The 25,175-nt window shown below is 74.6% G+C and carries 18 protein-coding genes; 13 read left to right on the forward strand and 5 right to left on the reverse strand.

What is annotated here, in order from left to right; genetic code table 11:
- The first annotated feature begins 219 nt into the window (after positions 1-219).
- From ACFVVX_RS34340 to ACFVVX_RS34350, 3 genes are all read left to right on the forward strand, one after another.
- Positions 220-1,563 carry a M16 family metallopeptidase gene (locus ACFVVX_RS34340; protein WP_387951553.1) on the forward strand — a complete coding sequence of 448 codons (1,344 nt, stop codon included), beginning with the start codon at positions 220-222 and terminating at the stop codon, positions 1,561-1,563.
- Positions 1,560-2,951, forward strand: coding sequence for a M16 family metallopeptidase (locus ACFVVX_RS34345; protein ID WP_387951554.1), 1,392 nt, complete (start codon positions 1,560-1,562; stop codon positions 2,949-2,951). The genes ACFVVX_RS34340 and ACFVVX_RS34345 overlap by 4 nt, the downstream gene beginning before the upstream one ends.
- A 359-nt stretch (positions 2,952-3,310) precedes the next feature.
- Positions 3,311-4,504: an RtcB family protein gene (locus tag ACFVVX_RS34350; protein WP_387951555.1), complete on the forward strand. Its 1,194-nt coding sequence runs from the start codon at positions 3,311-3,313 to the stop codon at positions 4,502-4,504.
- Positions 4,505-4,593: 89 nt separating this feature from the next.
- Here the strand turns inward: ACFVVX_RS34350 and ACFVVX_RS34355 are convergent, their stop codons facing one another.
- Positions 4,594-6,075 (reverse strand): hypothetical protein, encoded by a 1,482-nt coding sequence (locus ACFVVX_RS34355; protein WP_387951557.1) that lies wholly within the window; start codon positions 6,073-6,075, stop codon positions 4,594-4,596.
- A 20-nt stretch (positions 6,076-6,095) separates the two neighbouring features.
- Between ACFVVX_RS34355 and ACFVVX_RS34360 the strand changes: the two genes are divergently transcribed.
- The 4 genes from ACFVVX_RS34360 to ACFVVX_RS34375 all read left to right on the forward strand — a co-directional run bounded on the left by ACFVVX_RS34360 (position 6,096) and on the right by ACFVVX_RS34375 (position 12,986).
- Complete coding sequence (locus ACFVVX_RS34360; RefSeq protein ID WP_387951559.1) at positions 6,096-10,643, forward strand: hypothetical protein; 4,548 nt, start codon at positions 6,096-6,098, stop codon at positions 10,641-10,643.
- Between the two features lie 223 nt (positions 10,644-10,866).
- Entirely contained in the window at positions 10,867-11,163 is a 297-nt protein-coding gene (locus ACFVVX_RS34365; protein WP_387951561.1) for a WXG100 family type VII secretion target, read from the forward strand.
- Positions 11,160-12,350, forward strand: coding sequence for a hypothetical protein (locus tag ACFVVX_RS34370; RefSeq protein ID WP_387951562.1), 1,191 nt, complete (start codon positions 11,160-11,162; stop codon positions 12,348-12,350). Before ACFVVX_RS34365 ends, ACFVVX_RS34370 begins: the two co-directional genes overlap by 4 nt.
- A gap of 18 nt (positions 12,351-12,368) precedes the next feature.
- Positions 12,369-12,986: a hypothetical protein gene (locus ACFVVX_RS34375; protein WP_387951564.1), complete on the forward strand. Its 618-nt coding sequence runs from the start codon at positions 12,369-12,371 to the stop codon at positions 12,984-12,986.
- Positions 12,987-13,155: 169 nt separating this feature from the next.
- On the opposite strand, the gene ACFVVX_RS34380 is transcribed toward ACFVVX_RS34375, so the two are convergent.
- Entirely contained in the window at positions 13,156-13,437 is a 282-nt protein-coding gene (locus ACFVVX_RS34380) for an HPr family phosphocarrier protein (protein ID WP_387951599.1), read from the reverse strand.
- A 290-nt stretch (positions 13,438-13,727) separates the two neighbouring features.
- On the opposite strand from ACFVVX_RS34380, the gene ACFVVX_RS34385 reads away from it, so the two are divergent.
- The 4 genes from ACFVVX_RS34385 to ACFVVX_RS34400 all read left to right on the forward strand — a co-directional run bounded on the left by ACFVVX_RS34385 (position 13,728) and on the right by ACFVVX_RS34400 (position 19,270).
- Positions 13,728-16,652 (forward strand): GNAT family N-acetyltransferase, encoded by a 2,925-nt coding sequence (locus ACFVVX_RS34385; protein WP_387951601.1) that lies wholly within the window; start codon positions 13,728-13,730, stop codon positions 16,650-16,652.
- A gap of 94 nt (positions 16,653-16,746) precedes the next feature.
- The gene (locus tag ACFVVX_RS34390; RefSeq protein WP_387951566.1) at positions 16,747-17,340 is read left to right on the forward strand and encodes a DUF5998 family protein; all 594 of its coding nucleotides are present in this window, start codon (positions 16,747-16,749) and stop codon (positions 17,338-17,340) included.
- A gap of 41 nt (positions 17,341-17,381) precedes the next feature.
- Complete coding sequence (locus tag ACFVVX_RS34395; protein WP_387951568.1) at positions 17,382-18,569, forward strand: alkaline phosphatase family protein; 1,188 nt, start codon at positions 17,382-17,384, stop codon at positions 18,567-18,569.
- A 44-nt stretch (positions 18,570-18,613) separates the two neighbouring features.
- On the forward strand, positions 18,614-19,270 hold the full coding sequence (locus ACFVVX_RS34400) for a thymidine kinase (protein ID WP_387951570.1): 657 nt from the start codon (positions 18,614-18,616) through the stop codon (positions 19,268-19,270).
- 21 nt (positions 19,271-19,291) lie between these two features.
- Here ACFVVX_RS34400 and ACFVVX_RS34405 read toward each other — a convergent pair whose 3' ends face one another.
- Positions 19,292-20,041: a VOC family protein gene (locus ACFVVX_RS34405; protein ID WP_387951572.1), complete on the reverse strand. Its 750-nt coding sequence runs from the start codon at positions 20,039-20,041 to the stop codon at positions 19,292-19,294.
- 155 nt (positions 20,042-20,196) lie between these two features.
- On the opposite strand from ACFVVX_RS34405, the gene ACFVVX_RS34410 reads away from it, so the two are divergent.
- A complete protein-coding gene (locus ACFVVX_RS34410; protein ID WP_387951573.1) occupies positions 20,197-21,057 on the forward strand; it encodes a sulfurtransferase in 861 nt (286 codons plus the stop codon).
- Positions 21,058-21,152: 95 nt separating this feature from the next.
- Here the strand turns inward: ACFVVX_RS34410 and sepH are convergent, their stop codons facing one another.
- Positions 21,153-22,238, reverse strand: a complete 1,086-nt coding sequence (gene sepH / locus ACFVVX_RS34415; protein WP_387951575.1) for a septation protein SepH — start codon at positions 22,236-22,238, stop codon at positions 21,153-21,155.
- A gap of 579 nt (positions 22,239-22,817) precedes the next feature.
- On the opposite strand from sepH, the gene ACFVVX_RS34420 reads away from it, so the two are divergent.
- Complete coding sequence (locus ACFVVX_RS34420) at positions 22,818-23,702, forward strand: hypothetical protein (protein ID WP_387951577.1); 885 nt, start codon at positions 22,818-22,820, stop codon at positions 23,700-23,702.
- Positions 23,703-23,704: 2 nt separating this feature from the next.
- Here ACFVVX_RS34420 and ACFVVX_RS34425 read toward each other — a convergent pair whose 3' ends face one another.
- A complete protein-coding gene (locus ACFVVX_RS34425; protein WP_387951579.1) occupies positions 23,705-25,027 on the reverse strand; it encodes a D-arabinono-1,4-lactone oxidase in 1,323 nt (440 codons plus the stop codon).
- Between the last annotated feature and the right edge of the window lie 148 nt (positions 25,028-25,175).

Here is a 25,175-nt window from a genome sequence, read left to right on the forward strand (position 1 = left end):
GCTCCCTTACGTCTCGCTTGCGTCTCACTTGCGTCTGCCGTCCATCAGGGCTCAGCGCCCCCATTGTGGACCCTCGCGCCGACACACCCCGCCAGCGCCCCTCTTCCGCCCCTGGCGAACGCCCTGTCCGCGCGGACACATCCACGCCCTCCGCGCGTTGCACCACAATGGGGACGCCACACGAATCCCCGACATCGACGACGGGAAGGACCCGAGCGCATGGCCAACCCGGCCCCCGCCTCCACCCGAGGCATCGCCATCACCGAGCACCGCCTGGCCAACGGCCTGCGTGTCGTCCTCTCCGAGGACCACCTCACCCCGGTCGCAGCCGTCTGCCTCTGGTACGACGTGGGCTCGCGCCACGAGGTCAAGGGCCGCACCGGGCTGGCCCACCTCTTCGAGCACCTGATGTTCCAGGGCTCCGCCAACGTCTCCAACAACGGGCACTTCGAGCTCGTCCAGGGCGCCGGCGGCTCGCTCAACGGCACCACCAGCTTCGAGCGCACCAACTACTTCGAGACCATGCCCGCCCACCAGCTGGAGCTCGCCCTCTGGCTGGAGGCCGACCGGATGGGCTCGCTGCTCGCCGCGCTCGACGACACCTCGATGGAGAACCAGCGCGACGTCGTCAAGAACGAGCGCCGCCAGCGCTACGACAACGTCCCGTACGGCACCGCGTTCGAGAAGCTCACCGCGCTCTCCTTCCCCGACGGCCACCCGTACCACCACACCCCGATCGGCTCCATGGCCGACCTGGACGCCGCCACGCTGGAGGACGCCCGCGCGTTCTTCCGCACGTACTACGCGCCCAACAACGCCGTCCTCTCCGTCGTCGGCGACATCGACCCCGAGCAGACCATCGCCTGGGTCGAGAAGTACTTCGGGTCGATCCCCTCGCACGACGGCAAGCAGCCCCCGCGCGACGGCACCCTCCCCGACACCATCGGCCGCGAGATCCGCGAGAACATCCGCGAGGAGGTCCCCTCCCGCGCCCTGATGGCCGCCTACCGCCTCCCGCACGACGGCACCCGCGAGGCCGACGCCGCCGACCTCGCCCTCACCATCCTCGGCAGCGGCGAGTCCAGCCGGCTCTACAACCGCCTGGTCCGGCGCGACCGCACCGCCGTCGCCGCCGGCTTCGGCCTGCTGCGCCTGGCCGGCGCCCCCAGCCTCGGCTGGCTCGACGTCAAGACCTCCGGCGACGCCACCATCGAGCAGATCGACACGGCCGTCGACGAGGAGCTCGCCCGCTTCGCCGCCGAGGGCCCCACCTCCGCCGAACTCGAGCGCGCCCAGGCCCAGATCGAGCGCGAGTGGCTCGACCGGCTCACCACCGTCGCCGGCCGCGCCGACGAACTCTGCCGCTACGCCGTCCTGTTCGGCGACCCCAAGCTGCTCAACGAGGCGCTCCCCAAGGTGCTCGACATCACCGCCGAGGAGGTCAAGGCCGTCGCCGAGGCCCGACTGCACCCCGAGAACCGGGCCGTCCTCGTCTACGAGCCCACCACCGCCGACGACGAGACCGCCGCCACCGACACCGAAGAGGAGGGCGCTGCCGCATGAGCACCGACTACGTCCCCGCCATGACGTTCCACCCCCAGCCCCAGCCCGGCACCCCCAGCCCGTGGGCCTTCCCGGCCCCCGAGCGCGCCGCCCTCGGCAACGGCATCACCGTCCTGCACTGCCACCGCCCCGGCCAGCAGCTGGTCGCCGTCGACGTCCTCGTCGACGCCCCGCTCGCCGCCGAGCCGGAGGGCCTCGACGGCATCGCGGGCATCCTCGCCCGGGCCCTCAACGAGGGCACCGACACCCTCACCGCCGAGGAGTTCGCCGGCGAGCTGGAGCGCGCCGGCGCCACCCTGGACGCGCACGCCGACCACCCCTGCATCCGGGTCTCCCTGGAGGTCCCCGCCTCCCGGCTGCAGCGCGGCCTCAGCCTGCTCGCCGACGCCCTGCGCGCCCCCGCCCTCCCCGAGGACGAGATCGAGCGCCTGGTCGCCAACCGCCTCGACGAGATCGTCCACGAGCAGGCCAACCCCGCCCGCCGCGCCGCCAAGGCCCTCTACGCCGAGCTCTTCGACGGCGCCGACCGGCTCTCCCGCCCCCGCGGCGGCACCGCCGAGTCGGTCAAGTCCATCGACCGGGCCGCCGTCCAGGCCTTCTACGACGCCCACGTCCGGCCCGCCACCACCACCGTCGTCGTGGTCGGCGACCTCACCGGTGTCGAGCTGCCGGCGCTGCTGGAGTCCACCCTCGGCACCTGGACGGCCGACACCGCCGCCCCCAGCGCCCACGCCCCCGTCACCGCCGACGACACCGGCCGCGTCGTGATCGTGGACCGCCCCGGCTCGGTGCAGACTCAGCTGCTCATCGGCCGGATCGGCCCGGACCGGCACGACCCGGACTGGGCCGCGCAGATCCTCGGCACCTACTGCCTGGGCGGCACCCTGACCTCCCGCCTCGACCGCGTCCTGCGCGAGGAGAAGGGCTACACCTACGGCGTGCGGGCCTTCGCCCAGCCGCTGCGCTCGGCCGCCGACGGCACCGGCCGCGCGCTGATCGCGATCAGCGGCTCGGTGGACACCGCCTCCACCGCGCCGGCGCTCGGCGACACCTGGACGATCCTGCGCACCCTCGCGGCCGAGGGCCTCACCGACGCCGAGCGCGACGAGGCCGTGCAGTTCCTGGTCGGCGTCGCCCCGCTGAAGTACGAGACCGCGGGCTCGGTGGCCGGCACCCTGGCCGACCAGGTCGAACAGCACCTGCCGGACGACTACCAGGCCGAGGTCTACCGGCGGCTCGCCGAGCTCCCGACGGCCGCCGCCACCGAGGCCGTCGTCGCGGCCTTCCCGCCGGACCGCCTGGTCACCGTCCTCGTCGGCGACGCCGCCGAGATCGCCGACCCGGTGCGCAAGCTCGGCATCGGCGAGGTCACCGTCATCAGCGCCTGAACCCCCTGCGGGCCGGGGCCCGGTGGAGCACTGCGCTCCGCCGGGCCCCTCGCTTTGGGCCGCGGTCCCGACTGCGGTCCCGACTGCGGTCCCGACCGCTGTTCCGACCGCGGGTAATTCCCTTGCGGGCCCTCGGCGCCGCGTGGGTAGATATCCCCCGGCAGCCGGTACACACACGGAGAGGAGGCGGTCACCATGCGGGTCGAGCCGACCACATCGCGCTCCCCGAGGCCGTCCTCCCGATGCCCCCTGGCCGCCTGAGCGCCGCCGGACCCAGATCTTCCCCGAGCCGCGCCGGGACTCTTCGCGCGGCAGCACACCTAGGCTTGAACCAGCCGACCTTTGGAGGTCGTTCAACCATGTCGTACACCGAGGTACCCGGCGTCCGGGTCCCGATCCGGATGTGGACCGATCCGGCCACCGTCGAGGGCCAGGCCATGCAGCAGCTGCGCAACATCAGCTCGCTGCCGTGGCTGCACGGCCTCGCCGTGATGCCCGACGTCCACCTGGGCAAGGGCGCGACGGTCGGATCCGTCATCGCGATGAAGGGCGCGGTCTGCCCGGCGGCGGTCGGCGTGGACATCGGCTGCGGAATGAGCGCGGTGAAGACCTCGCTCACCGCCAAGGACCTGCCGGACGACCTCTCCCGCCTCCGCTCCAAGATCGAGCAGGCCATCCCGGTCGGCCGCGGCCTGCACACCGACCCGGTCGACCCGGCCAAGCTCCACGGCTTCGCGACGGCCGGCTGGGACGACTTCTGGCAGCGCTTCGACGGGGTCGCCCACGAGGTCAAGTGGCGCCGCGAGCGGGCCATGCAGCAGATGGGGACGCTGGGAGCCGGCAACCACTTCTCAGAGGTGTGCCTGGACAGCGATGGGACTGTCTGGTTGATGCTGCACTCCGGGTCGCGCAACATCGGCAAGGAGCTGGCCGAGCACCACATGGGCGTGGCCCGGTCCCTTCCGCACAACCAGGGGCTGGTCGACCGCGATCTCGCGGTCTTCATCGCGGACACCCCGCAGATGGGCGCCTACCGCCAAGACCTGTTCTGGGCACAGGAATACGCCAAGAACAACCGGGCGGTCATGATGGCGCTCTTCCAGAACGTCGTCCGTCGTGAGTTCCCGAAGGCGAAGGTGGCCTTCGACGAGGTGATCAGCTGCCACCACAACTACGTTGCGGAGGAGCGGTATGACGGTGTCGACCTGCTCGTGACCCGCAAGGGCGCGATCAGGGCCGGCTCCGGCGACCTCGGCATCATCCCCGGGTCCATGGGTACCGGCTCCTACATCGTCCGCGGACTCGGCAACGAGTCGGCGTTCAACTCGGCCTCGCACGGTGCGGGCCGCAAGATGAGCCGCAGCGCGGCGAAGAAGCGGTTCACCACGCAGGACCTCGTCGATCAGACCAAGGGCGTGGAGTGCCGCAAGGACAGCGGTGTCGTGGACGAGATCCCCGGCGCGTACAAGCCGATCGAGAAGGTCATGGCCCAGCAGAAGGACCTCGTCGAGGTGGTGGCGCACCTGAAGCAGGTCGTCTGCGTCAAGGGCTGACCGCCGACACGAGGAGGGCCCCGACACGGTCGGGGCCCTCCTCGTGCTGTCCGCCTGCTCTGGACATGCGTGGGCGGCTGAAGTGGCTGCTAGCCGAGGCCGGGGGCGATGGCCAGGACGAGCTGGGTGATCGATGGTTGGCCGCTGACGACGGCTGTGACGCGGTAGAGGCCGGGTGCGGGCAGGGTGACCCGTGCTCCGATCCGGCCGTCCCGGAGGGAAGGCCAGGGGGAGGTCGCGGGGGTGTCGCCACCGGTGTCCTGGACGGTGAGGCCGACGTGGGCGGTGGAGTCGGCGCCGGGGAGGTGGAGCTGCCAGGGGACGCCGGCCTCGACCAGGTCGGGCACGTCCAGGCCGACCTGGTCGGTCCCCATGCTCGGGCCGAGTACCCGGTCGCGTTCGGTGATGACCGCGCGGACGTGGTGCCGCGCGCTGCGGTCCGCCGCGAGTGCCCCGTGCTGGAGGGGGAGGTAGGTGATGGCGTCGCCGCCGCGTGAGGCGCTGTCCTGGTGGACCGTGCCGTCGCCGGCCCGGTCGGTGAGGACGGGAATGCCGTCGCCGTCACGGACCGGCGTGTCGTCGGAGTGGCTGGTGAACCCGGCGTACTGCTCGTGGACGACGCCGTCGCGAAGCCGCAGGCTCTGCGGGGTCGGCTGGGCGGTCCCGACCACGGCTCGGTGTCGGGGCAGGGGCGCGGTCCTGCGGTGGCGGTGGGACTCCTCGGCGGCGGTGGCGAGGTGGAGGTCCCCGCCGAGGGCGGCGACGCCGGCGGGGCCGAGCCGGTGCGCCTCGGCGCCGGAGTCGACGCAGAGGAACCGGGGCAGCAGGTCGTGGACGCCGGGGAGCGTGGCGGCGAGGTCGCGCAGCGCACGGCGGGGCAGTGCCGCGGGGCCGCCGCGTCCGGAGTTGAGGATGGTGGTGGCCAGCACGGATCCGTCGAAGGGGGTGCCGAGGGTGACCACGGCGCGGGTGTCGACGGCGAGCCGGGGATCCGCGGCCATCGCCTCCTGGGTGACGAGCCCGCCCATGGAGTGGGCGACGAAGACGAGTTGGGCGGGCCGGTCGTCCGGGCGCAGCCGTCGGGCGTCGTCCTGGGCGGGGTGGGTGCGCCAGGCGGCGAGGTGGCGGCGGGCGGCGTGCGCCAGCCTGGCGCCGTTGACGGCGACCGGCAGGCGCCAGTCGTAGGCGAACTCCAGGACGGCGGCGCGGTCGGCGACCACCTCGCGGATGGTGTCCACGAGGTCGGTGTAGGGCTCGACGCCCTTGAGGAAGGGGGCCCAGGTGGAGGCGGTGAGCAGGCCGGCGGGTTCGATCCGGCCGTACCGGCCCTCGCGTTCGGCCGGGGTGAGGTGCAGGACCCGGAGGCGGTCGGGGTCGCTCCAGAACCCGGCGAGCAGTTTCGGGCTCAGGCCCCAGACGGGTTCTCCGGTGTGGGCGTTGCGCAGTGCGCTGCCCATGATGCCGGGGACGACGACGACCGCGTCCTGACTGATGTCCGGGGCGACCGGCGAGCGGCCGGTGAGGGCTCGGGTGGTGGTCGAGTGTGCGGGATCCGCTGCCGGGCTTCGCATGGATCGGCACAATAGCGTGAATGTTCTTGCCTTTGCCGGAAGTTGACCCTCCGACAGACCGCTCCGACCTGGCCCCGGACGGCGGCGACGGGATCGAACGGCTGCTGGTGACGGTGACCGTGCCCGACTACCACGACGGTGACCTGGAGTTCACCGCCGGGGTGGCGGAGCAGCGGGACACGGTCGAGCGGTGGTGGTGCGGTCCGGAGCTGGACGAGCGCGGGTTCAGGCCGGTGCACGCCGAGAAGCTCGACGGCCGCCGGGCGGTGGAGGACTTCGTGCACGAGGCGGGGTTGCGGGAGGCCGGGCCGTCGACGGCCCTGGTGCTGTACATCGCGGGCCACGGGAAGACCGCCCGGTCCGGTTACCACTACCTGCGCCTGCCGGCGTCGGATCCGCAGCGGCTGCCGGCCACGGCGTACCGCACGATGGACCTCGCCGCCGCGGTGCTGGACTCGTTGGCGGAACACGTCCTGGTGATCGTCAACACCTGTGACGCGCGCGGGGCGGAGGCGGAGCTCGCCCGGCTGCGCAACGACATCGCCGCCGACCGGCGGAGCACGGCGCGCCTGGCGGTGGTGGTCACCACCGACGTCTACGAGCCGGTCCAGGTGCGGGAGTTCAGCGAGGTGCTGGCGGAGGCGTACGAGCACCTGCGGGAGACCGGCGCGATCACCACGCCGTACCTGTCGGTGAACGACTTCGTCGGCGCCCTGCAGGATGCGGCGCGCGGGCTGTCGCTGCGGATCCCGACCGAGCTGCTGAAGGCGCAGAACGCCAACGAGGCCACGCTCTGCCTGCCGAACCCCGGGTACCGGTCGGTGCCCGCGCTGGTGGCGCCGGAGCTCAGCCAGGTGGCCGACACCCGGGCCGAGTTGGACGACTGGGTGGAGCGGGCCAGTGGCCGCACGGGGAGGCAGGACGGGGGCTGGTACTTCGCCGGCCGCAGTCGTCTGACCGCGGTGGTGGCGGACTTCCTGGCGGGCCCGGCCGGGGTGCTGCTGGTGTCGGGTGCGACGGGTACCGGGAAGTCGGCGGTGATCGCGCGGGCTGTCACGCTGAGCGACGCGTCGTTCCGTGCCGAGGAGCGGTACGCCGCGGCGGTGACGGAGGCGCCGGAACGCACCGTCCCGCCAGTCGGGTCGATCGATGTCGCGGTGCTGGCCCGGAACCTGGATGTCGCGGAGATCTTCGAGCGGGTGCTGGTCGGTCTCGGGTGCCCGCCGACGGCGCAGGTGGGTGGTGCGGACCGGGTGCTCCAGCTCCGTGAGCAGCTGCTGGCGGTGCTGGCGGGTGCCGGGCGGCTGGTCACGCTGGTGGTCGACGGTCTGGACGAGGCGCGGGCGCCGTACCAGCTGGTCACCGGGCTGATAGCCCCGCTGGCGCGGTTCACTGCCGCGGGCGGGGCTGCGGAGGGCGGGCAGGCGGGTGGGGGGCTCCGGTTGGTCATCGGGGTGCGCAGCGTGGTCGGGCGGGCGGTGGAGGACGCGGGTCTGCTGCGACTGCTGGAACGGGTGCTGCCGGGGGCGGAGGTGCTGCGGACGGACGGCGCGGACACGGCGGCGGACATCGAGTGCTATCTGCGGGCGCTGCTGCCGGAGGAGGGGGCGGTCGGCGGGCGGTACCGGTCGCACCTGACCGAGGTCGCGCGCCGGTGTGCGCCGTCCTTTCTGGATGCCCGCCTGGCCGGCCGCCAGTTGCGGGAGTCCCCCGACCCGGCGGGCCTGCTGCGGGACGAGCGGTGGTGGTCGTCCCTGGGGGAGGGGACGGTGGGGCTGCTCCGCCAGGACCTGGCGGAGGTGGCGACGCCCGAGCTTCCGGCGCCGACGGTGCTGGCGCTGTTGGGTGCCGGGGCGTTCGCCCAGGGCGCGGGGGTGCCCCGGGCGGACGTGTGGCCGCTGCTGGCGGAGGCGCTGGCCGGTGACGGACCGGTCGGGGCGACGCCGGTGCCGGACCGGATGGTCGCGTTGCTGCTCGACAGCCGGTTGGCGGGGTACCTGCGCTACGACTCGGAGGACGGCAGGGCCGTCTACCGGCCGACGCACGAGCGGTTGGCCGAGGTGCTGCGCACCGAGCCGCACCGGCTGCTGTGGTCGGCGGACGACCCGGGCCACGGCGTCGGACCCGCGGACGATCCGGCCGCCCGGGCCGCGGCCGGGGCCCCGGCGCCGCCGCCCGGGCCCTGGTGGGAGCCGCGGACGGCCCACCGCCGGATCGCCGAGGCCCTGGCCGACCGGGGGCGCGACCGGATCCCGCACCCCTACATCGCCCGCCACCTGGCCCGCCACGCCGCGCTCGGCGGGGTGCTGGACGACCGCCACCTGCCGCCGGACGTGCTGCCCTGGCACACCGGCGGCGCGGTCCGGGGGCTGCTCGGCCTGCCGGTGGCCGACCGGGAGGGCCGGCGGTGGCTGGCCGCCTGGTCGCGCATCGAGCCCTTCCTCGGGGGAGCCGACCACCGGGCGCGGGTGGCGAGTCTGGTCCTGGCCCGGCACGCCTCCGCGGACGGCCGGTCCGCCGTGGGAGAGCCGCAGCTCGCGGGGTCGTGGCTGGCCCCGGTGTGGAGCCGGTGGAGCGTGCCGGGCAACGTGCTGGCCTCGGTCCCGCACACGCCGTCGGCGCTGGCGGCCTTCACCGCGGCGAACGGGGAGACCTGGCTGGCCACCGGGGACGCGGGCGGTGCCCTGCGGATCTGGGACCCGGCGACGGGGGAGCCGGTGGGTGAGGCGATGACCGGCCACGGGGGCCGGGTGGCGGCCCTCGCGGCCGTGACCGTCCGGGACGGCCGGGTGCTGCTGGCGAGCGGGGGTGACGACGGCACGGTCCGGTTGTGGGATCCGGTGGCCGCTCTGCCGGTCGGCGGGCCGCTGACCGGCCACGACGGGCGGGTGCTGGCGATCACGGTGTTCACCGGCGTGGACGGCCGGACCCTGCTGGCCACCGGTGGCGAGGACTGCACCGTGCGGCTCTGGGATCCGGTGGCCTGCCGTGCCGTCCGCTCGCCGCTGGCCGGGCACCGGGACTGGGTGCGCTCGGTGGCGGGCTTCGCCCTGCGTCCCGACCTGGTGCTGCTGGCGAGCGGCGACGGCGCCGGCGTGCTGCGCCTGTGGGACCCGCAGCTCGGGGAGGCCGCCGGCACCCCGCTGACCGGGCTGAGCGGGGACCTCGGGACGGTGGCCGCGTTCACCGGCCCGGACGGCCGGGTGCTGCTCGCCGGGGCGGGCGACGAGGGCGTGCTGCGGGTGTGGGACCCGGACCGCAACGCACCGGTCGGCGACCCGCTGGCGGGCCACGAGGGGTGGGTCCGCTCGGTGGCGGTGGGTGCGCTGCCGGACGGCCGGGTGCTGCTGGCGAGCGGGGGTGACGACGGCACGGTCCGGTTGTGGGATCCGGTGGCCGCTCTGCCGGTCGGCGAGCCGCTGACCGGGCATGCGGGCGGTGTCCTCGCGGTGGCGGCCTTCACCGCCGCCGACGGCCGGCCGCTGTTGGCCAGCACCGGGGAGGACCGCACGGTCCGGGTGTGGGACCTGTCGGAGGTGTCCGGCCCGGGCCGGCCGGCGGTGGCTGCCGCAGTGGCGGTACCGGGTGCCGCAGGGCGGAGCAGTGCCGGGCCGGGGCCCGGGCGGGCGGCCGGGGTGGCCGCGGTGGCGGTGTGCACGGGTCCGGACGGTCGGATGCTGGTGGCGGCCGGCGGTGAGGACGGCCGGCTGCGGGTGTGGGATCCGCAGCAGGACCGGCTGGTCGGCGAGTCCCCCTGGGTGCACGCGGGCGGGGTTCGCGCGGTGGCGGCGGTGGTGTCCGGTGACGGCCGGGTGCTGGTGGCGGGCGGGGGTGACGACGGCGCGGTCCGGTTGTGGGATCCGGTGGCCGGTCTGCCGGTCGGCGAGCCGCTGACCGGGCATGCGGGCGGTGTCCTCGCGCTGACGGCGTTCCCCGGCGCCGACGGCCGGCCGCGGTTGGCCGTCGGCGGGGTCGACGAGACCGTGCGGATCTGGGACCCGATGCGCCACGGGCCGCGTCGGGTCGTCGAGCTCCGCGGCCACCGCGACTGGGTGCGCTGCCTGACGGCGTTCACCACCCCGGCGGGCCGGGTGCTGGTGGCGAGCGGCGGCGACGACGGCACCGTCCAGCTCTGGGACCCGCTCCGGCACGTGCAGGTCGAGACGCAACTGACCGGCCACGACGGCCCGGTGACCTCGGTGGTGGTGTTCGCGACCCCTGACGGCCGGAGGCTGCTGGCCGCCGGCGGCGCCGACGGCACGATCAGGCTCTGGGACGCGCTGACCGGCCGCCCGACCGGACAGATGCTGACCGGCCACGCGGACGAGGTGCACGGGCTGGCGGTACCGGACTCCGGCCCCGACGGCCGGGTCCTGCTGGCCAGCGGCGGGGCGGACGGCACGGTCCGGCTGTGGGACCCGCTCGGCGGGGGCGAGCTCCTGGCCGTGGTGACCGGTCGCCAGGTCCTGTCCCTGGCCGCCTGCGCCACCGCTGCCCGTTCGGCCCCGGCGCTGGCCTTCGGCGGTCCGGCGGGGCTGGCCGTGGTCACGCTCGATCCGGCCGGCTGACGGAGCGCGGGCCGGTACGGGAGGCCGCCCGCGCGGGGCCGGGCGCCTCCCCCGCACCGCGGGCCGTACTCGAACGCACACCGGCCCTGGTCGAACGGATTTCGAAAGCGTGTCCGACGGGTCGGGCCGGAGTGCGCGCGACGGTCTCCGAGCGGCCGTCGGCGGTGTCCGGAAGTTACGCTACGGTTGCCAGAAACCGTCGCTGACAAGAGAGTTGTGGTCGATGTTTCCACTGCTCCACCTGGACTCCGGCGTTCTGCAAGAGCACGAGGACGAGTTGACGGCGATAGCCGGCCGCCTGGCCGCCTTGACGGCCGAACTCGACCAGGGGCTGGCGCGGTTGGCCGAATCCTGGGAGGGGGAGGCTGCTTACCAGTTCCGGCAGCGCTTCGCCGCGTGGCAGGCCGGGTCGGCCGAGCTCCGGGCCGCGCTCGAACGGCTGCGGGCCGTGGTGGTGCAGGCGCAGCAGAACTACCGCACGGCCCGGGACGCCAACGACCGGATGTGGGGGGTGCGGTGACCGGTTCGGACGTCCGGCTGCGGGTGACCCTCGACCCGGAGGACCTCCACCAGGTCGCGAAGAGCCTGGCTCGCGGCCAGGACCAGGTGGACGAGGCGGTGCGGCTGCTCGTCGCCCGGCTGGCCGGCACGCCGGGGATGGCCGCCGGACCGGCCGCGGCGGTGTTCGCCCAGGCGTACGACCAGGCCGCGGCGGCCGCTCAGCGGGCGGCCGTGGTGGCCTGGGGCGCGGTGGGGCTGATGGCGGACTGCCTGGTCGCGACCGCGAACAACTACCTGCACGCCGACCACGCCAGCGACGCCGTGACCGTCCACGCGCACCCCGACCTGCTGCCGTTCCTCGTCCCGCCCGACACCCTGCGGGAGCGGACGCTGCCGCGCGCGGGCGGGCCCGGACAGGTCGGTGCCGAACTGTTGGCCCAGGCGGGGCTCGCCTGGGAGTCCGCGACAACGTCGCTCGCCGAGGCGGGTGTCGACATGGCCGTGGGCGTGCGGCTGCTCGGGGAGCGCAGCGCGTCCAGCGAGGTGCGCGCGGCCGAGCGGCACTGGTCGGCGATCTGGCGCGGGCGGGGTTACGACGGAGCGCTGCTGTCGGCGGTGACGGGGGCCACGGCGAGGCTCGGGCGGGCCTGCCTCGACCTCGCGACGGCGGCGGGCGATCCGGCGCTGCTGCCGGTGCTCGCCCTCGCTCACGGGACCGAGCTGCTCGGGGTGGAGCCGGTGCTGCGCCGTGCGGCCGAGGCGGTCCCGGTGCTGCAGGTCGTCGGGGCGGCGATCGAACGGTTCGCTGCGGTCGCGCAGTCGACGCCGGGGGGTGCGGGCGCCGGCGGGAGCCGTGCCGCACCGACCCCGCCGGCGCCCGCGCTCCCCGGCGCCGTGCTGGAGGTGGCCGCGCTGACCGGGGGCCGGGTGCTGCTGCCGGGCCAGGACCCGGACGCGGTGGTGCAGTTGGACGGTCTGGGCAAGGCCGCCGTGCACGTGATCGGCCGGGACGGATCACTGATCATGGTGCTGGGCCGCGCGAAGCCCGGCGAACTCACCAAGGTCGCCCACCGGCTGCAGGTGCTTCGGCGGGCGGCGCAGGACCGCGGTGTTCCGGCACGCGTCTACTTCGAGCGGGGTACCGCGGAACGGGTCCTCGACCAGGCACGGACCCTGCTCGGGAAGCAGCATGTGGTCGTCGTCTGAGCCACCGGGGTGTCGGCGATGAACGAGGGGTTCCTGCTCTGGTACCGCGCACCGTGGTCGCGCCGGGAGGCGGCCGTGGTGCTGCGGCGGCTGGCCGCCCTCGGCCTGGCCGCCCGCAACCCGCTGACCGGCGCCATCACCGTGATCGGGGACGCGCCGGGCGCCTGGGGCGAGCAACGGAGCGTCTCCGAACCCGAGTTGCTGGACGGCCTGGAGGCCGGTTCGCCGGGGGTGAGCTTCCAGCTCTGGCTGGACGCGGCGAGCGACGTGTTCACCGCGGTGCGCGCCACGGGGAACGGCATCGTGGTCGAGTTCGGGCTGGACGGGCTGGGCGAGCGGCAGGAGCAGGTGGTTCGGGCCCTGGTGCGGATCGTGGCGACGTTCCGGTCGGGCTGCCAGGGCTTCGTCCTGGACCGGGCCGGCCACACCTCGGACGAGGACTGGGACGGCGTGGTCGAGGGGGCCTGTCCGCGGCTGGACGACTGGCCGGACATCCTGGGGATCGGCCGGGAGCTCGCCGAGCACCTGCACGGCCCGCCGGCGCCCAGCCGCTTCCCGGACGGTGCGCTCACGGTGTTCAGCCGGGCCGTACCCCGCCCCGCCCGGCGGCTGAACCCCGCCCGGCGCGAGGGCTGAACCCGGCCCGGTCCGGTGGCCGAACACCGCCCGTAGCCGGGACCGGGCGCACGAAAGGGACCGGGCACGCGAAAGAGGCCGGGCACGCGAAAGAGGCCGGGCACGCGAAAGAGGCCGGGCACGCGAAAGGGGGCACCGCCGAAGCGGTGCCCCCTCCTCACGACGGTGCTCAGGCGGCGGCCGGCAGCTCGTCGAGGCCCTCCTGAACCAGCTTGGCGAGGCGGTCCAGGGCCTCGTCGGCGCCCTCGGCGTCGGAAGCGAGGACGACCTCCTCGCCGCCCTGGGCGCCGAGGCCGAGCAGGCCCAGCATCGAGGCGGCGTTGACCGGGTTGCCGCCCGGCTTGGCGATGGTGATCGGCACGCCGGTGGCCGTGACGGCCCGGACGAAGATGGAGGCGGGACGGGCGTGCAGGCCCTCGGCCCAACCGATGGTGACGCGGCGCTCGGCCATGAGACGTGCCTTTCCGGTGAAGCTGGTCACGGCCGTGCTGGGGGTGGCGGCCATGTTGTCTAGACCAGTGTTGCATGCAGGCGACCCCTGCGAGCCGCCGCGTTCGGGAGTTGTGATTGTTTCTTTCGGGGGCATAAGCCCCGGCCAGTGGCCCTGCCCACCCTGCCGTGGGCGCAGGTCCGGCGCCATTCGGCTCGCCGCCGGATAACCTGACGAATGTGGACGACTCCGCGGTACCGACGCCGAACCAGGACCTGCCGAAGGACCCTGGGCAGGGCCCGCGGAAGGACCTGCGGAAGGACCCGGCGAGGGACCCGCAGCAGCCCGGACCGGACTACCCGCAGCACTGGGAGGCCGACATCCTGCTGCGGGACGGCGGCACGGCCCGGATCCGGCCGATCACCCCCGGCGACGCCGGCCGGCTGGTCGACTTCTACGAGCAGGTCTCGGACCAGTCCAAGTACTTCCGCTTCTTCGCGCCCTACCCGCGGCTCTCCGACCGGGACGTCCGCCGCTTCACCCACCACGACTTCGTGAACCGCGTCGGCCTCGCCGTGGTGATCCGCGACCACTTCATCGCCACCGTCCGCTACGACCGGATCGACGCCGAGGGCCGGCCCTCCGAGGACGGGACCGATGCCGAGGTGGCGTTCCTGGTGCAGGACGCCCACCAGGGCCGCGGGGTCGCCTCGGCGCTGCTGGAGCACATCGCCGCGGTGGCGCAGGAACGCGGCATCCGGCGCTTCCAGGCCGAGGTGCTGCCGGAGAACCGCAAGATGGTGAAGGTCTTCACCGACGCCGGCTACACCCAGCACCGCAGCTTCGCCGACGGGGTGGTGCACCTGGAGTTCGACCTGGAGCCGACCGCCGCCTCGCTCGCCGTGATGCGGGCGCGCGAGCACCGCGCCGAGGCCCGGTCCGTCCAGCGGCTGCTCACCCCGCGCTCGGTCGCGGTGCTCGGTGTCTCGCGCAACCCGCAGACCGTCGGCCGGGCGATCCTGCGCGACCTGCTCGGCGGCATCCCCGAGAGCGCCCTCCCCGACAGCGGCCAGCCCGAGGCAGCCCAGCCCCCCGAGGACGCCGAGCCCCGCGAGGCAGCCGAGCCCCCCGAGGCGGCCCAGCCCCCCGGCGCCGACCGCCAGGTGTACGCGGTGAACCGCAACGCTCCGCCCGGCACCGAGCTGGACGGCGTCCCGGTCCACCGCTCGATCCTGGAGATCCCCGGCCCGGTGGACCTCGCGGTGATCGCCGTCCCCGCCGCCGCCGTCCCCGCGGCCGTCGCCGAGTGTGGCGCGCACGGCGTCCAGGGCCTGGTCGTGGTCACCGCCGGGTACGCCGAGACCGGCCCCGAGGGCCGTGACCGCCAGCGCGCCCTGGTCCGCCAGGCCCGGGCGGCCGGGATGCGGGTGCTCGGCCCGAACGCCTTCGGCCTGATCAACACCGACCCCGACCAGCCGCTGAACGCCTCGCTCGCCCCCGTCCTGCCCGACCGCGGCGGCTTCGGCATCTTCTGCCAGTCCGGCGCGATCGGCGTCGCCCTGCTGGAGGCCGCCCACCGGCGCGGCCTCGGCGTCTCCTCCTTCGCCTCGGTCGGCAACCGGTCCGACGTCTCCGGCAACGACTTCCTCCAGTACTGGGCGGAGGACCCGGCCACCGAGGTGGTGCTGCTCTACCTGGAGTCCTTCGGCAACCCGCGCAAGTTCACCCGGATCGCCCGCCGGCTGGCCACCGCCAAGCCGATCGTCGTGGTCAAGGGCGCCCGCCACACCGGCAGCCTGCCGCCCGGCCACGCCGTCCCGGCCACCGCCACCGGACTGCGCGACGCCACGGTGGACGCCCTGTTCGAGCAGGCCGGCGTGACCAGGGTGGAGACCATCACCGAGCTGTACGACACCGGCGAGCTGCTCGCCCTGCAGCCGCTGCCGCCCGGCGACCGGGTCGCCGTCGTCGGCAACTCCGACTCGCTCGGCCTGCTCACCCACGACGCCTGCCTGAGCGCAGGCCTGCGCCCGCGCACCCCCGTCGACCTGACCACCGCCGCGACCGGCGAGAACTTCCGGATCGCCCTGGACGTGGCACTCTCCGACCCGGCCGTGGACGCGGTGATCGCCGTCGCCATCCCGCCGATCGGCACCTCCGCACACGCCTTCATGGGCGGCCGGCTGACCGGCCCGGACGACCCCGAGATGGGCTCGGACGATCCGGAGATCGCCGCCGCCCTCCTCGAAGCCGGGCAGCGGGCGAAGGAGTTGGGCAAACCCCTGGTGCTCGCCCACCTGGCGCTGACCGACCTGCCGGCCCGGCTGCGCCCGGGAGGCATCCCCGCCTACCCGGCGCCCGAGCGGGCCGTCCGCGCCCTCGCGCACGCCGTCCACTACGCCGACTGGCGCCGCCGGATGGCCGAGGCCGAGGAGACCGCCAGGGTCCCCGAGCTGGACCGGATCGACGAGGCCGGGGCCCGCGCCCTGGTCGAGGCGGCGCTCGGCACCCGCACCGCGATCGCGGCCCGCACCCAGCCCGGCGGGGCGCGGATCACCCTCCCCGACGCGGACGCCGCCGCGCTGCTCGCCCACTACGGCGTCGACGTCCACCCGACGCTGCCCGCACCCGACGAGGAGAGCGCCGTCCGGGCGGCCGCCGTCCTCGGCTACCCGGTCGCCGTCAAGGCCACCGCCCGGCACCTGCGCCACCGCCCCGACCTCGGCAGCGTCCGGCTGGACCTGACCGGCGAGCCGGGCCTGCGCCGCGCCCACCGCGAACTGGACGTGCTGCTCGGCGGCGCCGCCCAGGCGGAGCTGGTGGTGCAGCGCCTCGCCCCGCGCGGCGTGGACACCGTGATCGGCGCCACCGTCGACCCGGCGGTCGGCGCGATCCTCTCCTTCGGCCTGGCCGGGGCCCCCGCCGAGCTGCTCGGCGACGTCGCCCACCGGCTGGTCCCCGCCACCGACCAGGACGTCGCCGGGCTGATCCGCGAGGTACGGGCGGCCCCGCTGCTGTTCGGCTGGCGCGGCGCCGAGGCGGTGGACACCGACGCCCTGGAGGAGCTGCTGCTGAGGGTCTCCCGGCTGGTGGACGACCTCCCCGAGGTCGCCTCGGTGGACCTCGAACCCGTGGTCGTGGCCCCGCACGGGCTGGCGATCCTGGGGGCGCGGGTACGGATCGCGCCCCTGCCGGTCCGCAGTGATCTGGGCCCGCGCGCCATGAGCACCCTGTAACCTTCCTAGGTTGCGCCCTGCCCGGGGGCGCTCTTGTCCGGAAGCTCGGCGCCGTGCCGCCCGCTTCGTCGGCGGACCATGCCAGGATGGAGTTATGGCCAAGACCGGTACCACCACCACTCAGGACCTGCGCTCGGCGATCGAGCGCAGCGGCTACTACCCGGCCCTGGTGTCCGAGGCGGTCGAGTCCGCGGTGGGCCCCGAGCCGATCAGCTCCTACCTGGTGCACCAGGAGACCACCTTCGACGCCAACGAGGTCCGCCGGCACGTGACCGTGCTGGTGCTGACCCCGACCCGCTTCGTGGTGAGCCACACCGACGAGCAGTCCGGCGGCGAGTCCGGCCCGGCCGTCCCCTACGCGACCACCTCCACCGAGAGCGTGCGCCTGGACCGGATCGGCTCGGTCGTGCTGAGCCGGATGGTCGCCAACCCGGAGACGTACACCCCGGGCACCCTGCCCCGCGAGGTGGTGCTGACCATCGGCTGGGGCGCGGTGCAGCGCCTGGACCTGGAGCCGGCCGGCTGCTCCGACCCGAACTGCGAGGCGGACCACGGCTACACCGGCTCCGCCACCGCTGACGACCTGTCACTTCGGGTCAGCGAGGCGGGGGACGGCCCGGAGACGGTCGCCCAGGCGCTGCTGTTCGCCAGGGCGCTGTCCGACGCCACGATCACCAACCGGGTCTGAGCAGAGCCCTTACCGAAAGCCAGGAAGCCAGACCCGCCACGATGTCCTTCGCACCCGCCGACGGCTACGACTCCTTCGAGATCCTCGACCCCGCCACCGCCCCCGCGCCCCCGTACGGCAGCGGTTCGCTCTGCGACCTGCTGCCCTCGGTCGCGGCCGGGCTCGGGGTGCCCGGGTTCTCCGCCACGCTGCCGATGGCGCCGGCCGACCGGGTGGTGGTCTTCCTGGTCGACGGCCTCGGCTGGGAGCTGCTGCTGCGCCACCCCGAGTACGCGCCGTTCCTCTCCTCGCTGACGGCCGGCTCGCTCGGCGGCACCGGCCGCCCGCTGACCGCCGGCTTCCCCTCCACCACCGCGACCTCGCTCGCCTCGGTCGGCACCGGCACCCCGCCGGGCCTGCACGGCCTGGCCGGGTACACGGTGGCGGTGCCGGGCGCCGGGTACCTGATGAACCAGCTGCGCTGGCAGCCGCACACCGATCCGGCGCTCTGGCAGCCGTACCCGACGGTCTTCGAGCAGACCCACGCGGCCGGGGTGGCGACCGCCCAGGTCTCCTCCCCGCTGTTCGCGCAGACCCCGCTGACCAGGGTGGCGCTCTCCGGCGGCTCCTTCCTCGGCCGGACCACCGGCGAGGAGCGGATGGACCAGGCCGCCCGCTGGATGGCCGAGCACGACCGGGCGCTCGTCTACACCTACGTGAGCGAGCTGGACGGCGCGGGGCACCGCTTCGGAGTGGACTCCGACGAGTGGCGGATGACGCTGGACGCGGTCGACCGCCTCGCCCGCAGGCTCGCCGAGCAGCTGCCGCCGCGCTCCGCGATGTACGTGACCGCCGACCACGGCATGATCGACATCGCGCCCGAGGACCGGATCGACTTCGACGAGGACTGGGAGCTCGGCGCGGGCGTCGCCCTGCTCGGCGGCGAGGGCCGGGCCCGGCACGTCTACGCGGTGCCGGGGGCGGCCGGCGACGTCCACACGGTGTGGAGCGAGGTGCTCGGCGACCGGATGTGGGTGGCCACCCGGGACGAGGCGATCGCGGCCGGCTGGTTCGGCCCGGCGGTGGACGACCGCGTCTACCACCGGATCGGCGACGTGGTCGCGGCGGCCCGCGACGACATCGCGGTGATCGCCTCCCGCAACGAGCCCGGCGAGTCCGCGATGATCGGCCTGCACGGTTCGATGACCCCGGTGGAGCAGTTCGTGCCGCTGCTCGAAGTGCGCCCGTGACCCGCGCCCGAACCTCCCTGATCTGAAAGGCCTCTGCACCACCCATGGCTGAACTGGTGTTCTTCTCGGGCACGATGGACTGCGGGAAGTCGACGCTCGCGCTCCAGATGGACCACAACCACGCCGCCCGCGGCCGGCAGGGGGTCATCCTCACCCGCAACGACCGGGCCGGCGCGGCCACCATCTCCAGCCGGCTCGGCCTGCAGGCCGAGGCGGTCGAGGTGGCGGACGACTTCGACTTCCACGCCCATGTCGTGCACCGGCTCTCGGCCGGCGGCCGGGTGGACTACCTGATCTGCGACGAGGCCCAGTTCTTCGCCGCCGAGCAGGTCGACCAGCTGGCCCGGGTGGTCGACGAACTCGGCATCGACGTCTTCACCTTCGGCATCACCACCGACTTCCGCACCCGGCTGTTCCCCGGCTCCCAGCGGCTGATCGAACTCGCCGACCGGGTCGAGGTGCTCCAGGTCGAGGCCCTGTGCTGGTGCGGTGCCCGCGCCACCCACAACGCCCGTACGGTCGGCGGGGTGATGGTGGTCGAGGGCGCCCAGGTCGTGATCGGCGACATCACGGTGAGCGAGGACGAGGTCGGCTACGAGGTGCTCTGCCGCCGCCACCACCGCCGCCGGCTGACCGCCGCCACCGCCCGCGCCTCGGTGCTCTCCCCGGACGTCCTGCCCTTCGAGGAGCAGCAGGCCTGAGGCCCGGCCACCGCGACCCGGCTACCGCGGCTCGACCACCGAGAAGTGGCCGCCCCGCGGGTCGGCCAGCCGGGCGACCCGTCCGCGCCCGGTGCCGTGCGGCTCCACCAGCACGGATCCGCCCAGCTCGACGGCCCGACGGGCCGTCAGATCGGCGTCCCGCACGGCGAAGTGGACCCGCCAGCGCGGCGGGTGGCCGCGCAGTTCGCGGCCGTGGCGGATCCCGGCCACCGGCCGCCCGTCCACCAGCAGCGCGGCGTCCTCCCCGGCCGGCGCCACCGGTCGGCCGAGCACGGTGGAGTAGAAGGCGGCCGCGCCCTCCTCGTCCGCGGCGAGCAGTTCGACCCAGGCCGGACCGCCGGGCTCGGGGCCCGCCTCCCGGCCCAGGTGCTCCTCGCCCTGCCAGAGTCCGAACACCGCGCCGGACAGGTCGGCGGCGATCGCCAGCCGCCCGGCCCGCTCCGACTGCAGCGGCCCGACCGCGACCGTGCCGCCGCACTCCCGCACCCGCTGGGCCACCTCGTCGGCGCTGTCCGCCGCGAAGTACGTGGTCCACTGCACCGGGAAGCCCGCCACCGAGGCGACCCCGAGGCCGGCGACCGGTGCGCCGTCCAGCTCCGCCCGGACGTAGTCGCCGAGCCCGGTCGGCCCCGGGGTGTAGGTCCAGCCGAGCAGCTCGCCGTAGAACGCGCGGGCACCGGCCAGGTCGTCGGTCATCAGACTGACCCAGCACGGCGTGCCCTGGGCCAGACGGAGCTTCACCGCGGGCATGCGGGCCTCCTCAACGGGCGGTCGGCGCACGGAACTGCGCACGTGGGGGTGATGCTTCCACCCTGGGGCGCGTCGAACCCTCGGGCCGCGCGGAAAGTCCGGCAAAGACCGCACAAAGAGCTCCGGGGCCGCTGCGCTGCGCGAGAATGACCGCCATGACCACCAACAACGACGGTTCCCCGCTGATCTCGGCGGCCGCGCTGAACGAGGCGCTCGGCTCCGCCCGCCCGCCGGTCCTGCTCGACGTGCGCTGGCAGCTCGGCGGCCCGCCCGGCATCGAGGACTACGCGGCCGGACACCTGCCCGGTGCCCACTTCGTCTCCCTGGACGGCGAGCTCGCGGCTCCGGCCGGCCCGCCCGGGCGGGGCGGGCGCCACCCGCTGCCGGACACCGAGGAGTTCGGCGCCGCGCTGCGCCGCTTCGGCGTCTCGGCCGACCGGCCGGTGGTGGTGTACGACGGCGCGACCTCGCTGGCGGCCGGGCGGGCCTGGTGGCTGCTGCGCTGGGCCGGGCATCCCGATGTGCGGGTGCTGGACGGCGGGTTCGCGGCCTGGCAGGAGGCCGGGCTGCCGGTGGCCACCGAGGTGCCGCCGGTCGAGGCGGGCGACTTCAAGCCGGTGCCGGGGCAGCTGCCGACGGTGGACGGCGACGGCGCCGCCGCGCTGGCCCGGACCGGGCTGCTGCTGGACGCCCGTGCGGGGGAGCGGTACCGGGGCGAGACCGAGCCGATCGACCCGCGCGCCGGGCACATCCCGGGGGCGGTCTCCGCGCCGACCACCGAGAACGTCGGCCCGGACGGGAGGTTCCGGCCGGCCGCCGAACTGGCGGAGCGGTTCCGGGCGCTGGGCGCGGGGGAGCGCGAGCTCGCGGTCTACTGCGGTTCGGGTGTGACGGCCGCGCACCAGATCCTCGCCCTGGCGGTGGCGGGCCTGCCGGCCACCCTGTACCCGGGTTCGTGGAGCGAGTGGTCCAGCGACGAGAGCCGCCCGGTGGCGGTCACCGACCAGCCGGGCTGACCTCCGGCGCCGGGGCGGACCGGCGCGGCGCACGGAAAGGGAGCGGGAGGTCGGCGTGGGCCGACCTCCCGCTCCCTTCCTGCCTGTTGCTCCTGTTACTCCTGCTTCTTGCGCCGGCTGCCGAAGACGATCTCGTCCCAGCTCGGCACCGTGGCCCGGCGGCCCGGCCGGACGCCGTCCGCCTCGGCCTGACGGTCCGTCGTGCCGACCAGCCGCTCCCGGTGCGGGGCGACCGCGCGCGGCATCAGGATGTCCGCGTAGGCCGAACCCGCGCCGACCGCCGGGGCGGCGGCCGCCGCGGCCGCTGCCGGCTCCTCCGCCTCCTCGGCGACCTCGACGGGCACCGGTTCGATCGGGGCGGGGCCGACCGCGAGGTCACCGCGGAAGGCGGGGACGACGTCGAGCAGGCTGGTCAGCGAGTCCCGGTTGTCGGCGGTGGCCTCGCGGGACTCGCGTACCTCGCGGGCCGACATGATGCGGTCGGCGGAGGGCCGGTCGATCATCGGGCGCAGCGGCCGGTCCTGGGGGAGCCGGGCGATCCGCGGGATGAACGGGAAGATCGACTCCTCCTCCCGCTCGACGTTCTCGCCGATCAGCGCACGGGCCTCGTCGTCGTTCGGCTGGACCAGGCGCCGGGGCGGGTCGTACGTCCAGGACGCACTGCGGCCCTCGTCGTCGGCCCGGTAGGAGAGGATGACCTCCCAGGTGCCGTCGTCGCGCCGCCAGGAGTCCCAGCGCTCGGTGTCCTTCTCGGCGCCGCGCAGCGCGAGCCGCTCGGCGACGGCCTCGCCCAGCTGCGGTCCGGTGGACTCGCCGTGACGGCGGATCGCGGTCTTGCGGGCCCGCTCGGCCATGAAGGCGCGTTCGGCGAGCACCGGTCCCTCGAAGCGGCGGACCCGGTCGACGGAGATGCCGGCGGCCTGTGCGACCTCCTCGGCGGAGGCACCGGCTCGTATCCGGGCCTGGATGTCACGGGGGCGGAGGTGGCTCTCCACCTCGATCTCGATCTGGCCGAGGCGCGGACGGTCACCACGGATGGCGGCGCGCAGCCGCTCGTCGATGGGGAGGGTGTACTCCGTGCTGTCGGCGGCCTTGAGCACCAGCCGTGTGCCGTCGTTGCTGACGGCCACAACCCGCAGTTCGGGCACGGTTACCTCCCGGGTGGTGCCTGCCGACGTCACCTGCGTCGCTGCTCCCGTACTGAGTGTGGCCTGCCCACTCGCGACTGGCCACAACCTTGCTGAGTTCCCCGGCGTGTCGGGCTTACGCCCGAGAACGCCGCTGTGGCACGGTTGCCTTTTTGCCACGTCATCCGTCGACGTCGCGTCTGGGTGTCCCGGCCGTCCTCGCACGCGCAGTGACGCGACGATCCGGGACGGGCGTCGCCGTGCGTGCCTGCACCGTGGCTCTTTGTCAATATGCCAGTTGATAGGCAGTCGACAAGTCGACCCAAGGCTCAGGCTTTACGAACAGTACTCCATTCGTGGCATCCGGAGGGGCGGCTCGCCGCTCAAGTCTCCCGTGATTCACGGGAATCTCAAGAGCGTGCACACCCCATGGCCGACGACTGGCCGCTGCACGGTGATCATCTTCACATATATCGAGCGCGCAGAACCGCATTTTCGACCCTTGTGTCCTTCTTTGGGCAAGATGGAGTGACTTGTTCGAAGAGCAGTCGTACTGACCGAGGGATGTCGATGCCGAAGGAGAAGCCCGCCGAGGAGGGGGGCAGGGAAGGTCGCAGGCGAATTGATCTGAGTGTGGCTCAGGTCGCGGCGAGTGCGCTGGCCGCCGTGGTGGGGGCGGTACTCGCCTCCGAACTCGGCGTCTACGGAACGATTCTGGGCGCGGCGGTGGTGAGTGTCGGAGCGACCACCGGCGGTGCGCTGTTCCAGCACCTCTTCCGGCGCACCGGCGAACAGCTGCGCGAGGCGGTGGACCGCGTACCCGTGCAGACGGTGAACGGCCTGCGCCAGGTGCCTGCCGAACCCGCCGGACCCGCCGCCCCGGCCGGGCCGACCGACCGGACCGGCCCTGCGGTCGGGAGGCCCGCGCCGGCGCTCTCCTCGGAGTGGAGCGAACCGCGGGTGGTCCGGGCGCGTCGGCGGTGGACCTGGAAGACCTACGCGGCGATGTCCTCGCTGGTGTTCGTGCTGGCGATGGCGCCGATACTCGCCTTCGAACTGGCCACCGGCCAGCCGGTGTCGGCCACGGTGCAGGGCGGGTCGGGCAGCGGCACCTCGCTGGGCGGCACCGTCGGCCCGAAGTCGGCGGACCGGCCGGCCGGCGACCCCTCGCACGGTCCGTCCGCCGTTCCGTCCGGGGCGTCTTCGGGTGCTCCGTCCGGTGCGTCGTCCCAGGGCGGGAGCGGTTCCGGGGCGTCGCCGTCCTCCGGAGCGAGCGGCGGGGCCTCGGCCCCGGCCTCGGAGCGGCCGGAGCCGAGTGCGAGTGCGAGCGCGAGCCGGAGCGCGGGGAGCAGCGGCCAGGCGTCGCCCTCGGCCGGTCCGAGCCCGACGCCGTCCGCCGGTCCGTCCGCCGGGCCGTCCCCCTCGGGCGGCGCCGCCTCGCCGGCCGCCGGCCGGCCGACCCCGCAGCCGCCCGCCCCGAGTGCCGCGGTCGGTGCGGGCGTCGGGGCCACGCCCTAGGCTCAGCCTCCCAGCACCCGGCGGAGGTAGTCGTTGCCGAACACGCGCCGGGGGTCGAGCTCGTCGCGCAGGGCCGTGAACTCGGCGAAGCGCGGGTAGACCCCGGCGAGGTACCCGGCGTCGCGGGTGTGCAGCTTGCCCCAGTGCGGGCGGCCGCGGTGGGCGGTCATCAGCTTCTCCACCTCGGTGAAGTAGCCCTGCTCGGCGGTGCCCCGGTAGAGGTGGACGGCGATGTAGGCGGTGTCGCGGCCGTGGGCGGTGGAGAGCCAGAGGTCGTCGGCGGGGGCGAACCGCACCTCGACCGGGAAGCTGATCCGCCAGTCGGAGCGCTCGATCATCGTCCTGAGCTCGCGCAGCACCTCGGCGACGGCCTCGCGCGGTACGGCGTACTCCATCTCGATGAAGCGGACCTTGCGCGGGCTGGTGAACACCTTGTACGCGGTGTCGGTGAAGGTGCGCTCGGACCAGGCGCGGCTGGCGAAGGAGGCGATCGAGGGCACGGCGGCGGGGAACCGGCGGCCGATCCGGCAGACCCCCTCCCAGACGGTGTTCGAGAGGAAGTCGTCCTCCAGCCACTCCTTGAAGCGGGGCAGCGGGGCGGCCGGCCCCTGGCTGCGGTTGTTGCGCTTGGTGGAGCAGCGGTCGGTGTGCGGGAACCAGTAGAACTCGAAGTGCTCGTTGACGGCGGTGAGGTCGTCGAGCCGGTCGAGCACCTCGTCGAAGCGCATCGGCTGTTCGTGGGCGGTGAGCAGGAAGGCCGGTTCGACGGCGAGGGTGAGCGCGGTGATCACGCCGAGCGAGCCGAGGCCGAGCCGGGCGCCCTGGAACAGCCGGGGGTCCTCGGTGGCCGAGCAGCGCCGCACGCTGCCGTCGGCGAGGACGATCTCCAGCGCGCGGATCTGGGCGGCGAGCGAGCCGGAGTCGCGGCCGGTGCCGTGGGTGCCGGTGCTGGTGGCGCCCGCGACGGTCTGCACCTCGATGTCGCCCATGTTGGCGAGCGAGAGGCCGGCCGAGGCGAGCACCCGGTTGAGCCGGGCCAGCGGGAGGCCGGCCTCGACGGTGATGGTGCCGGCCTCGCGGTCGATCCCGCGGACGGCGGTCATCGCGTACGGGCGGACCAGGACGCCGTCCCCGGGCGCGGCGATCGAGGTGAAGGAGTGGCCGGAGCCGACCGCCTTGACGGTCCGGCCCTGGTCGGCGGCGCGCAGGATCTCCTTGGCCAGCTCCTCCGCGGTGCCAGGGGTGACCACCTTGGCCGGGTGGGCGCTCTGGTTGCCGGCCCAGTTGGTCCAGCGGGTGCGGGGTGCGGTACTGGCCTGGGGCATGCGGTGCCTCCTGCTCCGTGGCCGAACGTGTCGGCGCGCTCCGGGGGCGGCCACGGCCGCCGAGGGGTCCGGTGAGGACCCCGGCGAGCCCGGCGGGGCCCGCACCGGACCTCCTACCCGCGGGTAGACCCGCGAGTAGGCAGGAGAG

Source organism: Kitasatospora sp. NPDC058170, from assembly GCF_042883905.1.
GTDB lineage: Bacteria > Actinomycetota > Actinomycetes > Streptomycetales > Streptomycetaceae > Kitasatospora.